Origin of the sequence: Sinomicrobium kalidii, assembly GCF_021183825.1 — a bacterium.
Taxonomy (GTDB): Bacteria; Bacteroidota; Bacteroidia; order Flavobacteriales; family Flavobacteriaceae; genus Sinomicrobium; species Sinomicrobium kalidii.
This window is the reverse complement of the sequence record NZ_CP089211.1, coordinates 3143460-3157349: the sequence shown is the minus strand read 5'-3', so window position 1 is coordinate 3157349 and position 13890 is coordinate 3143460. Positions and strand designations below refer to the sequence as shown.

Annotated in this window: 14 protein-coding genes; 10 read left to right on the top strand and 4 right to left on the bottom strand. The window is 44.6% G+C overall.

The window, feature by feature from the left end; genetic code table 11:
* Positions 1 to 35: 35 nt before the first annotated feature.
* A complete protein-coding gene (locus tag LS482_RS12625; RefSeq protein WP_233027881.1) occupies positions 36 to 563 on the top strand; it encodes a class I SAM-dependent methyltransferase in 528 nt (175 codons plus the stop codon).
* A 92-nt stretch (positions 564 to 655) separates the two neighbouring features.
* Here LS482_RS12625 and LS482_RS12620 read toward each other — a convergent pair whose 3' ends face one another.
* Positions 656 to 1735 carry a serine hydrolase domain-containing protein gene (locus LS482_RS12620; RefSeq protein ID WP_233027880.1) on the bottom strand — a complete coding sequence of 360 codons (1080 nt, stop codon included), beginning with the start codon at positions 1733 to 1735 and terminating at the stop codon, positions 656 to 658.
* Between the two features lie 208 nt (positions 1736 to 1943).
* Here LS482_RS12620 and LS482_RS12615 point away from each other — a divergent pair, with 208 nt between their 5' ends.
* On the top strand, positions 1944 to 2798 hold the full coding sequence (locus tag LS482_RS12615) for a glycosyltransferase family 2 protein (RefSeq protein ID WP_233027879.1): 855 nt from the start codon (positions 1944 to 1946) through the stop codon (positions 2796 to 2798).
* Between the two features lie 36 nt (positions 2799 to 2834).
* Here the strand turns inward: LS482_RS12615 and rsmG are convergent, their stop codons facing one another.
* Positions 2835 to 3458: a 16S rRNA (guanine(527)-N(7))-methyltransferase RsmG gene (gene rsmG, locus LS482_RS12610; protein WP_233027878.1), complete on the bottom strand. Its 624-nt coding sequence runs from the start codon at positions 3456 to 3458 to the stop codon at positions 2835 to 2837.
* Between the two features lie 204 nt (positions 3459 to 3662).
* Here rsmG and LS482_RS12605 point away from each other — a divergent pair, with 204 nt between their 5' ends.
* The 4 genes from LS482_RS12605 to porT all read left to right on the top strand — a co-directional run bounded on the left by LS482_RS12605 (position 3663) and on the right by porT (position 7703).
* Positions 3663 to 4766, top strand: coding sequence for a fatty acid desaturase family protein (locus LS482_RS12605; protein WP_233027877.1), 1104 nt, complete (start codon positions 3663 to 3665; stop codon positions 4764 to 4766).
* A gap of 31 nt (positions 4767 to 4797) precedes the next feature.
* The gene (locus LS482_RS12600) at positions 4798 to 5985 is read left to right on the top strand and encodes a pyridoxal phosphate-dependent aminotransferase (RefSeq protein WP_233031823.1); all 1188 of its coding nucleotides are present in this window, start codon (positions 4798 to 4800) and stop codon (positions 5983 to 5985) included.
* A 231-nt stretch (positions 5986 to 6216) separates the two neighbouring features.
* Entirely contained in the window at positions 6217 to 6945 is a 729-nt protein-coding gene (gene ubiE, locus LS482_RS12595) for a bifunctional demethylmenaquinone methyltransferase/2-methoxy-6-polyprenyl-1,4-benzoquinol methylase UbiE (RefSeq protein ID WP_233027876.1), read from the top strand.
* A 41-nt stretch (positions 6946 to 6986) separates the two neighbouring features.
* Complete coding sequence (porT, locus tag LS482_RS12590) at positions 6987 to 7703, top strand: type IX secretion/gliding motility protein PorT/SprT (RefSeq protein WP_233027875.1); 717 nt, start codon at positions 6987 to 6989, stop codon at positions 7701 to 7703.
* Here porT and LS482_RS12585 read toward each other — a convergent pair.
* A complete protein-coding gene (locus tag LS482_RS12585; protein WP_233027874.1) occupies positions 7690 to 8289 on the bottom strand; it encodes a 2'-5' RNA ligase family protein in 600 nt (199 codons plus the stop codon). The two genes, porT and LS482_RS12585, sit on opposite strands and share 14 nt — an antisense overlap.
* Before the next feature lie 217 nt (positions 8290 to 8506).
* Between LS482_RS12585 and xerD the strand changes: the two genes are divergently transcribed.
* Positions 8507 to 9415 carry a site-specific tyrosine recombinase XerD gene (gene xerD, locus LS482_RS12580; protein WP_233027873.1) on the top strand — a complete coding sequence of 303 codons (909 nt, stop codon included), beginning with the start codon at positions 8507 to 8509 and terminating at the stop codon, positions 9413 to 9415.
* A gap of 12 nt (positions 9416 to 9427) precedes the next feature.
* Here xerD and LS482_RS12575 read toward each other — a convergent pair whose 3' ends face one another.
* On the bottom strand, positions 9428 to 10729 hold the full coding sequence (locus LS482_RS12575) for an NAD(P)/FAD-dependent oxidoreductase (protein ID WP_233027872.1): 1302 nt from the start codon (positions 10727 to 10729) through the stop codon (positions 9428 to 9430).
* 170 nt (positions 10730 to 10899) lie between these two features.
* On the opposite strand from LS482_RS12575, the gene LS482_RS12570 reads away from it, so the two are divergent.
* From LS482_RS12570 to LS482_RS12560, 3 genes are all read left to right on the top strand, one after another.
* A complete protein-coding gene (locus LS482_RS12570; RefSeq protein WP_233027871.1) occupies positions 10900 to 12330 on the top strand; it encodes an amidohydrolase in 1431 nt (476 codons plus the stop codon).
* 250 nt (positions 12331 to 12580) lie between these two features.
* Positions 12581 to 13075: an RNA polymerase sigma factor gene (locus LS482_RS12565; RefSeq protein WP_233027870.1), complete on the top strand. Its 495-nt coding sequence runs from the start codon at positions 12581 to 12583 to the stop codon at positions 13073 to 13075.
* Between the two features lie 2 nt (positions 13076 to 13077).
* Positions 13078 to 13689 carry a DUF8845 family protein gene (locus LS482_RS12560; protein WP_233027869.1) on the top strand — a complete coding sequence of 204 codons (612 nt, stop codon included), beginning with the start codon at positions 13078 to 13080 and terminating at the stop codon, positions 13687 to 13689.
* Positions 13690 to 13890: the final 201 nt, after the last annotated feature.

Sequence of the window (13890 nt, the reverse complement as noted above, 5' to 3'; positions counted from 1 at the left end):
AGCATTAACTGACATTTTATTGTTGATCCAGCATTATGTACGAAAACAACTTTCCGAAGAAAAGATACAGGGTAACACTCGATTTTCTCAAAGAACATATTCCCGCCAATACCAGTATACTGGACCTGGGAACACCCAATCCTTTTACCGAAATCATGGAAAAGGAAGGTTATAAGATAACAAACACCAAAGGTGAAGACCTGGATACCGATGTCAGCGCCGTTGCCGAAGAAGGGTATGATGTTGTCACTGCTTTCGAAATATTCGAGCATCTGGTAGCGCCATATAACGTAATCAAAGCCATAAAAGCCGATAAACTTGTAGCCTCCATCCCGCTCCGTCTGTGGTTTTCTCCGGCCTACCGCAGCAAAACCGATATGTGGGACAGGCATTACCATGAATTCGAGGACTGGCAGTTCGACTGGCTTCTCGAAAAAGCCGGATGGGAGATCAAAGCCCGGAAAAAATGGACCAATCCGGTGAAGAAAATAGGTTTACGCCCGCTATTGCGCTATTTTACGTCGCGGTATTATGCCGTTTATGCGGTGCGGAAAAAGGAATAGCGAATGTAGAACAGAAGAATACTGAATGACGAAGTTTTTCAATGCCTCAAGGTCAAAATCACTTCGACATAGCATTTTTCCTATTAAAAATTTTACTTTTTTGAGTCAGGAGTTTTTAGTTTTTTTTCAATCGCTAAACCAAATTCCCCAAGATCGGTAAGGTTCGTATTGCTTAATATTATAATTGTGACATTTTTGTCTATGAATTGCATCCAAACGGCATTAGCCCCCATAATTCTGCCATAACGTTCCATTATTCGGTGTTTTTCCCGTCCACGAATCCATACCCCATACCCATATTCGTTAAGTTCCGGGGTTAACATCATATCCAGCGCACTCTCACTTATCAGTTTTAACCCAAACAGGGCGTTAGAAAATTTAAGCAGGTCCTTAGCCGAAGAATACATGGCTCCGGCTGCATACCAGTTTTCTATATACACAGGCATATCATTAACCAGAACGTCCGATTCTGTTCCAGTAAAATATGTGCTGGCCAGATTTTTAATTATTTTCTTTTGTTTCAACAACCCGGAATTGAACATTCCCAAAGGTTTGAGAATTTTTTCATTTAAAACCTCTTCGTAAGGCTTACCATACAATTTTTCGATTATTTTTCCCAGGACTATATATTCATAATTGTTATACTCCCACTTTTCTCCAGGTTCGTTTACAAGTGAATCTCCCTCAAAAAGGTGAAAAAGTTGTCCGGAAGTATATGGTTTTTGCAGGAAACCCAACCCATACTTATAGGCATTATCTACACTCGAAATGGTATCTATTTGACGCATTCCTGAAGTATGATTTAAAAGTTGATGGATGGTTACCCTATTTCCTGCTTCATAGCTAAATCTGGGCAGATAAGTCTTAATGGTTTTCTCTAAATCCAATCTTCCTTCATCGTATAGTTGAAGGATCAATACTGCTGTAAACGCCTTTGTTATGGAAGCTACTTTAAAAACAGTTCGATCGGTAACAGGAACATCAAACCGACGATCGGCAATTCCAAAGCTCTGATAATATATCACAGCCGTATCTTTCTGAACCAGGATTGTTCCGTTAAACTGATGCTCTTCTGCATATGATTGAATGAATAATTCCAAATCTTCATTTTGCCCAATAAGATTCATCGGCATAATCATTATCCCTATCAATAGTATTATCAAGTATCTCATGAGATTTTATTTAAATACAAATCGAAAAAATGTCAGTGTTCACACACTCCGCAAAGCATTTCATTCTATTAGACGGCCAAACCTTTTGGAAGTTACAGTATATAAGTTTTTTTACTATAGATTAAATATTTCCGGTAATTTATTTAAATCAATACTATCCTTACTTTTGTATCTTTCCGTTTTTAACAAATATCGGCACAATCAAAGCGTGGACTACTACATTATCATACCCGCCCACAACGAAGCACAGTTCATCACCCGCACCCTCCATTCGGTGGAGGAACAGACGCTTTTACCCAAAAAACTGGTGGTAGTCAATGATAATTCTACCGACAATACCCCGGAAATCGTTACCGGATTTGTCGCAAAACACCCTTGGGCAGAAATAATCAACAATACCGATACTCCTTCTGAACACCTGCCGGGAGGAAAAGTGGTCCGTGCCTTTTACAAAGGACTGAACACCCTTGATAATAACTACGATTTTATCGTAAAGATGGATGCCGATGTTATACTGCCCTCCGATTACTTTGCAACCATTGCCGACACCTTCAGGAATGACGACACCATTGGAATCGCAGGGGGACTGGTTCACATTCAACAAGATGATCATTGGACCTATGAGGCCATTGCCGACAAAAACCACGTCCGCGGCCCTGTAAAGGCCTATTCCAAAACATGCTTTGAAAAGATAGGCGGACTAAGGCCGGCCATCGGTTGGGATACGGCAGACACCCTCCTGGCCAAATATCACGGTTTCAGAATATATACAGACCACAACCTGAAAATAAAACACCTCCGCCCCACCGGCGGGTCCTATACCCAAAAAGCACGGCGCTTACAGGGGCAGGCCATGTACACCATGAGATACGGCCTGCTCATCACCTTTATTGCATCGGCCAAGACAGCGTGGCGACAGAAAAAATGGAGCACTCTCGGGTATAATCTCCGGGGATATTTCAGTGCCCGAAAGCAAGGTATCCCTTTCCTGGTTACCGAAAAAGAAGGCAGATTTATCCGCAAATACAGGTGGCAGGGCATCCTGAAAAAACTGGGATTGTAGAAAGCCTTTACACAAAACCTGTTCTTCAACAGCCGGTTACAACGGCAAATGCACCACTTTCTTGGTTTCAAAAAAATCTTCTTCGAAATAAGCGGAAAGCGGGTACTCCTTCGCTTTGGGGAAAGGTTGTAATTCTTCGGTAAGATTGCCTCCCTTAAGGTATAATATACCGTTTCTAAGTTGATGTTTATCTTCCGGAGATGTTTTGTTGCGCACCCATTTTACAAAATCGGGCATATTGGTCACGGCACGGCTCACAATAAAATCGAACCGGCCTTTTACTTTTTCCGCACGGAGGTGTTCTGCTTTTACATTTTTCAATTCCAGGGCTTCAGCTACGGCCTGCACCACTTTAATTTTCTTGCCGATAGAATCCACCAGGTAAAAATCGGTTTCCGGAAAAAGAATGGCAAGCGGTATGCCGGGAAAACCGCCTCCCGTGCCCACATCCAGTATTTTTGTTCCGGGGTTGAAGGATTGTACCTTTGCAATTCCCAGGGAGTGCAGTACATGCCGCACATACAATTCTGCGATATCCTTCCTGGAAATCACATTTATTCGGGTATTCCATTCGGTATATAAGGGTTCCAGGCGTTTAAACCTTTCTTTCTGTTCTTCCGGAAGTCCGGGAAAATATTTCTGGATAATGTCGAACGGCATGAGCAATATTTTGGGCAAAAGTAAGGAAAACAAAAATTTGTAGCCCTTAAGTATACCTCATCTGTGGCGAATTGGTTATTTTTGGAAGTTGAAACGGGTTGTTTTAACCGGAATAAAGTATGATCCGGTTATGGTGGCCTTTTACAGACATTCTAGCTCCCGAGGGCCGGGAGAAAAAACATTTATCTAGTACGGATTATTTTAATGGAAAACGAGACACTGAGATTTTCGCGGAAAGACACCAAAAATTTTTTCAGGACACTGAACAAACGCGTAAATGCCTATTTCAAGGAAAACAACATCAAAAGAACGGGAAACTGGAAACTCTATTTAAAGACCATAGTGATGTTCTCCATTTTCCTCACGCCCTATTTCCTCATCCTTACCCTGGATATTAACCAGTGGCTGCAATTATTACTGACTGTGGTTATCGGTATAGGTATGGCCGGCGTGGGGATGAATGTGATGCACGATGGTAATCACGGATCCTATTCCTCCAAACCCTGGATAAACAACCTCATGGGGGCCAGCATATACATCCTGGCCGGCAATGTGTATAACTGGAGGGTTCAGCACAATGTACTGCACCATACCTATACCAACATTCACGGCCATGACGAGGATTTGGACGCGGGGAGGATCATCCGTTTTTCGGAACATGCCAAATGGCGACGGTTCCATAAATTTCAACACTATTATTCCGTGCTGTTGTATGGCCTGCTTACCATCAACTGGGCCATTACTACAGATTTCCGCCAAATGCGACGGTATTTAAAGCGGAAACTGTCTTACGGAAAATTCTCCAGCCCGGTAAAACAGTGGAGTGTACTTATTATCACCAAACTCATTTATCTTTCGCTATGGATTGTTCTCCCCATGCTGGTACTGGATATCGCCTGGTGGAAAATACTCATCGGTTTCTTTACCATGCACTATACGGCCGGACTTATTCTGAGCATTGTATTCCAGCTGGCACACATTGTGGAAGACACGAAGACTTTAATGCCGGACGAAACGGGAACCATGAAAAATACCTGGGCCATTCACCAGTTATTCACGACGGCCAATTTCTCTACCAGGAATAAAATTGTAAACTGGTTTACGGGAGGGCTCAACCACCAGGTTGAACATCACATTTTTCCCAATATCAGCCATATACATTACACAAATATTGCCAAAATTGTTAAACAGACGGCCACGGAATTTAATTTGCCCTATTATGAATACGAATCTACCAGAAAAGCTATAATTTCGCACTTTAAACATTTAAAGGCACTGGGGAAAAAGCCCGTATATGTCTATAATTAAGAACATATTTTAACCGATGGAACAACAACTTATGGAACAAAAGCTATCTGAAAGAATCCTGAACATGTCTACTTCTGCCACGCTTGCCATGGCAGCCAAAGCCAGGGAACTTAGGGCAGAGGGAAAGGATATCATCGGACTCAGCCTGGGGGAACCCGACTTCAACACCCCCGATTTTATAAAGGAAGCTGCCATACAGGCTATTAATGACAACTATAACAGCTATTCGCCCGTAGACGGTTATGCCGATCTGAAGGAGGCGATCATTACCAAGTTCAAACGCGATAACAACCTCAGCTATAATCCCGACCAGATCGTCGTATCTACAGGAGCAAAACAATCACTGGCCAATATAGCCCTGGTGATGATCAATCCGGGAGATGAAGTGATACTGCCCGCTCCCTATTGGGTGAGCTATTCCGACATCGTAAAGATTGCGGAAGGTGTTCCGGTTGAAGTGCCCACTTCCATAGAGAACGACTTTAAAATGACCCCGGAGCAACTGGAAGCGGCCATCACACCGAAAACCAGAATGATCTGGTACAGCTCGCCGTGTAACCCTAGTGGTTCGGTGTATAGCAAGGAAGAACTGGAAGCCCTTGCCGAAGTATTGAAAAAACACCCGCAAATCTATGTGGTCTCCGACGAAATATACGAACATATCAATTTTTCAGGCGGTCATGTAAGTATGGCAGGCATAGACGGCATGTATGACAGGACGGTTACCGTAAACGGTGTGTCCAAAGCCTTTGCCATGACCGGATGGCGTATCGGATATATTGGTGCCCCCGCGTGGATTGCCCGCGCCTGCAACAAAATGCAGGGGCAAATAACCAGCGGTGCCAACTGTATTGCGCAGCGGGCCACCATTACCGCCCTGGAAGCCCCGGTAAGCAAAATACAGTACATGGTAGACGAGTTCAACAAACGAAGGGATCTTGTATTGAACCTGCTGGGCGAAATAGACGGTTTCCAGGTCAATGTACCGGAAGGAGCCTTTTATGTATTCCCCAACATTTCTGCTTTCTTCGGAAAGACATTGCAGGGCAAAAAGATAGAAAATGCTTCGGATTTCTCGCTTTACCTGCTGGAAGAGGCCAATGTAGCCACAGTAACGGGTGAGGCTTTCGGAAACCCGAACTGCATCCGTATTTCCTATGCGGCTTCGGAAAAAGAACTGAAGGAAGCCCTGAGGCGAATTAAAGAAGTGCTTTCGTAGTAAAGATTTATCATAAAAAGGCTGAAAAGGATTTTTACTGCACTCGATCTGGCAGGAGTGGTTTTCTTCCCTGTTTTTCCAGAAAGCAGATTCTTTTCAGCCTTTTTTCAATATATGTATTTCTGATGCTTCGGCTACGCTTCGCATCCTGCACATAAATGCATTGCGTCTCTGCTTCGTACTTCTGCCCTTCTGCTTCAAATTATCCCTATCTTTGTCAAAAAAATTTTGATGTCAGAAAACGTTACCCCCTATAAGGATTCCAAACTGGGGAAAAAGGAACAGGTTACCCGGATGTTCGACACTATTTCCGGGAAATACGACGGACTGAACAGGGTGATCTCTTTCGGTATCGATGTAAAGTGGCGGAAAAAAGTGGTACGAATGATCCGGGATATCGAGCCCGACACAGTACTCGACATTGCTACCGGAACAGGCGACCTGGCCATTAACCTGGCACAAACGGGAGCCAAAAAGATCGTGGGCCTTGACATTTCTACGGGAATGCTGGAGATCGGTAAACGGAAAGTTGCGGAAAAAGGCCTGGAAAACACTATAGAAATGGTGCTGGGAGACAGTGAAGACCTGCCCTTTGACAATAATTCCTTTGATGCCGTTACGGTAGCCTTTGGTGTACGCAATTTTGAAAACCTGGAAAAAGGCCTCGCAGAAATATGCCGTGTGCTGAGACCGGGAGGTCGTTTTGTGATACTGGAGACCTCGGTCCCCACCAAAACACCCTACAAACAGGGGTATAACCTGTATACAAAACACATTCTCCCGCTCATCGGAAAGATCTTTTCCAAGGACCGTTCGGCCTACGCCTACCTCTCCGAATCGGCTTCCGTTTTCCCTCATGGAGAAAAACTGAACAATATTTTGGCAAAAATCGGGTTTATAAAGGTAAAACACCATCCCCAAACTCTTGGTGTGGCTACCATATATGTAGCGTCAAAATAAAATGCTATGTCATACAATATCAACCCGGAAACTTTAATCGTATGAACAAAATACTACTTTGGACCCTGGGGCTCGTCCTGTATAGCCAATGCGCCTTTTCCCAGCTCAATGAAAACCCGTTGCTCAATCTCCAGAACTTCGACAAGCAACCGCTTCACTGGGGTTACTTTCTGGGGATCAATCAATACGATTTCAAATTTGATTATAACGAATACAACACCGACCTCGGCCTTCGGGACATACAGGTCGGTAAAACAATAGGTTTCAATGTAGGCCTTATAGGCGACCTCCGGATTAACGAGTACATGAATCTTCGCCTGGAGCCTGGGCTGTATTACACCCAGCGCGACCTGTATTTTCCCGACTACAGGCTTTCCGGCGAGGACCAGCGCCTGCGGGAAGTGAAATCCACCTATATTCACCTTCCCCTGCTCTTGAAGGTCGGTACCAAACGCATGGGAAACATAAAGCCTTATATCGTAGGCGGACTGTCTTCTTCCATCAACCTGGGAAGTAATGAAAGCAGCAAGGACGACAACCGGGAAGGAAAATTCCGGATGAAAAAACAGGCTTACTATTATGAAATCGGATTTGGTGTAGACTTTTACCTCTATTACTTTAAATTTTCACCGTCTATCCGCGGGGTGTTTGCCTTGAACGATGAGTTGAAACCGGACGACGACCCCAACAGTCCCTGGACAGGTAATGTAAACGGTATGTACAGCAGGGCCATATTCATCAACCTCACTTTTGAGTAAAACGGAATTCCCGGTATATCTCCCAGTACTTACCGTTGTGTTTCAATAGGCATATACTTCCTGCGATAAAAGAAGCGCCGAACTCCCTCATTTCATATTCGGGCCAGGCTTTGCGGAATACGATCTCGGGAAGGTCACGCGTGGCTATGGTCATATGCGGATGAAACCTCCGGGTGATCTCCCTCCCGGTAAACCCCAGTTTTCCGGTCAGGACGCGCTGTAAACCCGCATGAAGCTCCACGATCGGGGCGTGATCTTCCACCTTTACGAATATTACCCGGGGTGAAAAACAGTCAAATCCGGATAACATCACGGGAAAAGGGCGTTGCAAGCGGGCAAACCCTTCCAGGGCATTTATGATCTGTGATTCTTCTGCCGCAATTCGTTTAAATGGCATTTGCAGGGTAATATGAGCAGGAGATTTAAGGGCATGTTTCGCTCCGAACCTCTCCTTTACCTCTTCCTTTAATCTTCTTACCCGTTGCCTGATATCCTCCGGCGGAACAATCGCTATAAAATAGAGGTCTTTATCCATAAACAAACCTATACTCACTAAAAATACATAAAACAAGACGAAGACAACCATCTCCTCCACTACTATTTAAATAATATAATTACTGGTAGTGCGTTATTTTTTAAGGTATATAAGGCTTTTCTGAAGAGGAGAGCTTAAAGTATTAACCTTAACCCGGAGCACCTCACCATAACAAAAATTTTAATGTATCGGTTGCATAGTATAATAATGAATTTCCCTGCGATCATATCTTCTTCTCTTATATCCCAAAAACCGCTATCTTTACAAAGTGAACTGGGAACACGCACTGAAAGATTACCGGCATTACCTGCAAATAGAACGGGGGCTGTCTGTCAATTCCCTGGAAAACTACTCCCTTGACGTCCGGAAACTCATGCATTTTTTGCAGGAACACAATATTGAACATTCTCCCGTATCCATAACGGCAGAAGTAGTCCAGCAGTTTATCTATGAAATTGCCAAAGAGGTCAATGCCCGCTCACAGGCCAGGATACTGTCAGGCCTGCGCAGTTTTTTCAACTACCTCATCTTTGAGGAGTACCGCAATGACAACCCGATGGAACTCATCGAATCACCCAAAATAGGCAGAAAGCTCCCGGACACCCTTTCCCAGGAAGATATTGACAACCTCATCGCAGCTATCGATCTGAGTAAACCCGAGGGAGAGCGCAATCGCACCATGCTGGAAACTTTGTATAGTTGCGGACTCCGGGTATCGGAACTGACCGCACTGAAAATATCGGATCTCTTCTTTGAAGAAGGATTTATAAAAGTTACGGGAAAAGGGGATAAACAACGCTTCGTCCCTATTGCCCCGGTTACCCGGAAACTCATCAATATTTACAAAGAGGAAATACGGGTACATATTCCCGCTCAAAAGGGGCATGAAGACATCCTGTTCCTCAACCGGAGGGGAAAACAACTTACCCGTGCCATGGTCTTCACCATCATCAAACGCCTGGCGGAAAAAACCGGGTTGCGGAAAAACATCAGCCCGCATACCTTCCGGCATTCCTTTGCCACCCATTTGCTGCAAAACGGCGCCGACCTTCGGGCCATACAACAGATGCTGGGACACGAAAGCATTACCACTACCGAGGTTTATATGCATGTAGACCGTTCCCAACTGGCAGAAGTGGTTCACAAATACCATCCGAGGAACCGAAAAGAAGAATAGGCTGCAAAAACGCTATTCACTTTTAATGGCCGCTTCCCTTCCTTTCTTTTTAAACGGCCGGATAATAAGCCTGGCCTCCCTGTCAAAACGGATGTAATTATAGAGCCAGTTTACAAAAACCACCATCTTATTCTTAAAGCCTATCAGTGCAAAAAGGTGCACAAAAATCCAGACAAACCAGGCAAAGACGCCCTGGAATTTCCACCGCGGAAGGTCTACAACAGCTTTATTTCTTCCTATGGTGGCCATGGACCCTTTGTCAAAATACCGGAAAGGCTTCATGGGTTTACCCTGGATGTATTTTATAAGGTTGTTTCCCAGAAGTTTCCCCTGCTGTATGGCGGGCTGGGCCATCATGGGGTGCCCGTCGGGGTATTTTTCGGTAGGCATGTAGGCCACATCACCGATGGCAAAAATGTCATCGAACCCTTCCACCTGGTTGAATTCACTAACTTTTACCCGGTTTCCGCGAGCTATCAGTTCCTTTCCGTCTATTCCCTTCAGGGTAGCCCCTTCCACTCCGGCTGTCCATATCAATGTCTCGGTTTCAAACGAAATATCCTTGTTCGTAGTTACGGTATAACCATCATAATCGGTAACAAAGATTCCTTTCCACACATGCACCCCGAGCTTTTCGAGAAACTCTTCCGCTTTTTTAGAAGCCTGGGGGCTCATGGCATCCAGCACCCTGTCCGTGCCCTGAACCAGATTGATCTGCATCTGCCGTATATCCAGATCGGGGTAGTCCTTGGGCAATATGCCCTTTTTTATTTCCGCCAGAGCTCCCGCCAGCTCCACTCCCGTAGGGCCTGCCCCAACAATTACAAAGTTCATAAGGGCATTGCGCTTGTCCAGGTTGTTGGTAAGCAGGGCCTGTTCAAAATTTTCAAGGATAAGGCTCCTCAGGTTCAGGGATTGCGGTATGGTTTTCATGGCCATTCCGTTCTCCTTTACGTTTTCATTACCGAAATAATTGGTCCGGGAACCGGTGGCTATGACCAGATAGTCATAGGTAATGTCTCCGATATCTGTTTTTATATTTTTTTTGACAGGTTCTACACATTCCACATGAGCCAGGCGAAAATAGGAGTTCGGAAAGTTTTTCAACACTTTCCTGATCGGATAGGCTATGGAATCGGGCTCCAGGCCTCCGGTAGTCACCTGGTAAAGCAGGGGTTGAAAGGTGTGATAATTGTGTTTGTCCAGCATCACTACCTGAACATCCTGTTTTCCTAAACGTTTTGCCAGTTCGAGACCCGCAAAGCCTCCGCCTATAATCACTATTCGGGGAAAACTGGTTTTTGGAATATTCATAAGAAGATTTCGATTTACTATACAAAGGTAAGCCTTCTCTGCCTTTTAACTATTGAAGCAGTTTAATTTATTCGGTCAAAAATTGTAAAATCCGCATATTTTAAAAATTGCTGCAATACTTCCCGCTACAGTGACCTATTTTATTTTAAATTTATATCAAAAACCGCCTTATGAGAGGATTTTACATCACACATTTAACATTTTTAATATTTACCACACTGTGTTTTCCCCAAAAAAACACCGAAAAAACATTATCCGATCTGGATGATAAAAGTACATTTTACAGCAACATTGCCCAAACGATCTGGGAATATGCCGAAACGGGTTACCTCGAAGAAAAGAGCGTTGCCCTTTTACAGAAAACACTAAAAGACGAAGATTTTACCATAAAAGCAGGCATTGCAGGCATTCCCACGGCATTTGTTGCGGAATACAACCACAACGGCGGGCCGGTGATCGGTATTCTCGGCGAATACGACGCGCTCCCGGGGCTGTCGCAACAGGCGGTACCGGAAAAGAAATCGGCCGGTGAACAGGCAGGACACGCCTGCGGGCATCACCTGTTCGGCACGGCTTCGGCCGCCACGGCCATTGCAGTTAAAAACTGGCTTAAAGACAACAATGCAAAAGGTACCGTACGCTTTTACGGATGCCCTGCTGAAGAAGGCGGGTCGGGTAAGGTCTATATGGTAAGGGAAGGCGCGTTTGACGACGTGGATGCCGTGATTCACTGGCACCCTTCTTCCGTTAATGCCGCCAGTGCGGGTGCTGCCCTGGCCAATAAATCGGCTAAGTTCCGTTTCTACGGGGTTTCCGCCCATGCCGCCGGAGCCCCGGAAAAAGGAAGGTCGGCCCTCGATGCGGTAGAGGCCATGAATTATATGGTGAACATGATGCGCGAACACGTTCCTTCCGATGCAAGGATACATTACGTCATCACCAACGGCGGAAAAGCCCCGAACGTGGTCCCCGACTTTGCGGAAGTGTATTATTATGCAAGGCATGCCAAAAGGGATGTGGTGGTAGACATTTTTGACCGTATGGTAAAAGCGGCCGAAGGCGCCGCCCTGGGAACAGGGACCACCATGGACTATGAAATGATCGGGGGAACCCATGAACTGCTTCCCAACCTCACCTTACAGAAAATAATGTATGATAACCTTGTCGCCGTAGGGGGAATCGATTATACCGAAGAGGAAAAAACTTTTGCGGAAAAGATAAGCAAGACCCTCGGACTGGAAAAAGTGAACTACGATGCGGCTAAAAACGTTATGCCCTACCGGGAAACAGGAACACCCATGGGATCTACGGATGTGGGAGATGTGAGTTTTGCCGTTCCCACTGTGGGCATGGGAGCCGCAACCTGGGTGCCCGGAACTTCCGCTCATAGCTGGCAGGCCGTTGCAGCAGGCGGAATGAGCATTGGCAAAAAAGGAATGATGGTGGCTGCAAAAACCATGACATTGACTGCAATAGACCTGTTTTCAGCCCCCGAAACCCTCGAAAAGGCCAAAGAAGAGTTCCTGGAGAAAAGGGGACCGGATTTTAAGTATACCCCCATGCTGGGCAACCGTGAACCGGCACTGGATTACAGGAAATAACGGTATTTTATTCGAAATTGTAAGTTACAGGTTTTATCAAATTCAGTTTTTGTTTTTTTAATTTTGGAGTTGGAGATGTATTACTTGTTTTTCCCTTCAGCTCCGGAACTAAAAAACCTATCGCCCCGATGCCTTCAGTCTTTTTGGTATATCGAGTTTTTATCATGAGTATATGGTTATAATTTTATCTCTGCTATTTTTGTAACAATTCTCAGGAATATACTACTAATTACCAAACGCCGTTTATTTAGTGGACAAAGAACTGGAACATAGTTTCGTTACAAAACTGGAAAAAAACCAGAATATCGTACACAAGGTGTGCCGCCTGTATACTTCTACCCCCGATGCACACAACGATCTGTTCCAGGAAATCACCATACAGCTCTGGAAAGCTTACCCCAAATTCAGAGGAGAGGCAAAATTCAGTACCTGGATGTACCGGGTGGCCCTGAATACAGCCATTACACTATACCGGAAATCAAAAAATTCCGTACCCACCCAAAACTACGAAAACATACTGAACAACCTTAAGGCCAGTGAATATAACGACGCCGAAGAGCAACAATTAAAACTGATGTATGATGCCATTAAACAACTGAGTGATGTGGAAAAGGCCTTGATCTTCCTTTACCTGGAAGACAAGAACTACAAGGAGATATCCGACACCCTGGGTATTACGGAAGTAAATGCCAGGGTGAAAATGAACCGGATAAAGTCGAAATTACGAACGATATTGAACCCATAGTTATGGACGAGTTAGAGCTGTTAAAAAAAGACTGGAAAAAGCGGGAGGCCTCTCTCCCCAAACTGTCTTATGAGGATATATACAAAATGATCTGGAAACGATCGTCTTCTAATGTAAAATGGATATTTATTATAAGTGTAATAGAGTTTTCCCTCGGTATTGCCCTGTTTTTCTATTCGCCTTCCTACATGAAAGAAATGGAATACCTGACTATTGACTGGCTCTTGTACCTCTCTTACCCCGTTATCCTGTATTTCGTTTACCGCTTTTACCGCAACTATAAAAAAATATCAGCCACCTCGTCCGTAAAAGGGCTTATGCAATCCATTATAAGATCGAGAAGAACCGTAAAACACTATATTATTTTCAACCTTACCATTGCAGCCATAACATCCATAAGCACCTCTGTAATAGCCTATGTGGATAAAGCAGGCGGATGGGATGCATATAAACAGGACTCTCATCTGAGTGACCACCTCATACTCATTGCTTTCGCCGTTCTGATAACCGCTGTCATCATCGGTATATGCCTGGGCGTATATCTCCTGCTATACGGCTTTTTACTGCGTCGCCTGAATAGGAATTACAAGGAATTGAAACAACTTGAGGTTTAATCAAAATTATATGGAAAGCAGACAGCTATTGAATTGCTATATAGTTACAGCATCCAATAGCCCGGGCTTAAATTGGCAATGACATTACTAATCATATAAACCTGCGCATAAAGAATACAGGCAATCGTCACCGCGACGCCGAGCAATAATGAGGTGGTGGCAGTCTCCCTGCGGATCTGCAGATACCTTCGAGGGTACGTA

What these genes read in the sequence shown, in the direction of transcription:
- LS482_RS12625 (WP_233027881.1), top strand. Translation starts at nt 36, where the DNA reads ATGTACGAAAACAACTTTCCGAAGAAAAGATACAGGGTAACACTCGAT.
- LS482_RS12620 (WP_233027880.1), bottom strand. Translation starts at nt 1,735, where the DNA reads ATGAGATACTTGATAATACTATTGATAGGGATAATGATTATGCCGATG.
- rsmG (WP_233027878.1), bottom strand. Translation starts at nt 3,458, where the DNA reads ATGCCGTTCGACATTATCCAGAAATATTTTCCCGGACTTCCGGAAGAA.
- LS482_RS12605 (WP_233027877.1), top strand. Translation starts at nt 3,663, where the DNA reads ATGGAAAACGAGACACTGAGATTTTCGCGGAAAGACACCAAAAATTTT.
- LS482_RS12600 (WP_233031823.1), top strand. Translation starts at nt 4,798, where the DNA reads ATGGAACAAAAGCTATCTGAAAGAATCCTGAACATGTCTACTTCTGCC.
- ubiE (WP_233027876.1), top strand. Translation starts at nt 6,217, where the DNA reads ATGTCAGAAAACGTTACCCCCTATAAGGATTCCAAACTGGGGAAAAAG.
- porT (WP_233027875.1), top strand. Translation starts at nt 6,987, where the DNA reads ATGAACAAAATACTACTTTGGACCCTGGGGCTCGTCCTGTATAGCCAA.
- LS482_RS12585 (WP_233027874.1), bottom strand. Translation starts at nt 8,289, where the DNA reads ATGGTTGTCTTCGTCTTGTTTTATGTATTTTTAGTGAGTATAGGTTTG.
- LS482_RS12575 (WP_233027872.1), bottom strand. Translation starts at nt 10,729, where the DNA reads ATGAATATTCCAAAAACCAGTTTTCCCCGAATAGTGATTATAGGCGGA.
- LS482_RS12570 (WP_233027871.1), top strand. Translation starts at nt 10,900, where the DNA reads ATGAGAGGATTTTACATCACACATTTAACATTTTTAATATTTACCACA.
- LS482_RS12560 (WP_233027869.1), top strand. Translation starts at nt 13,078, where the DNA reads ATGGACGAGTTAGAGCTGTTAAAAAAAGACTGGAAAAAGCGGGAGGCC.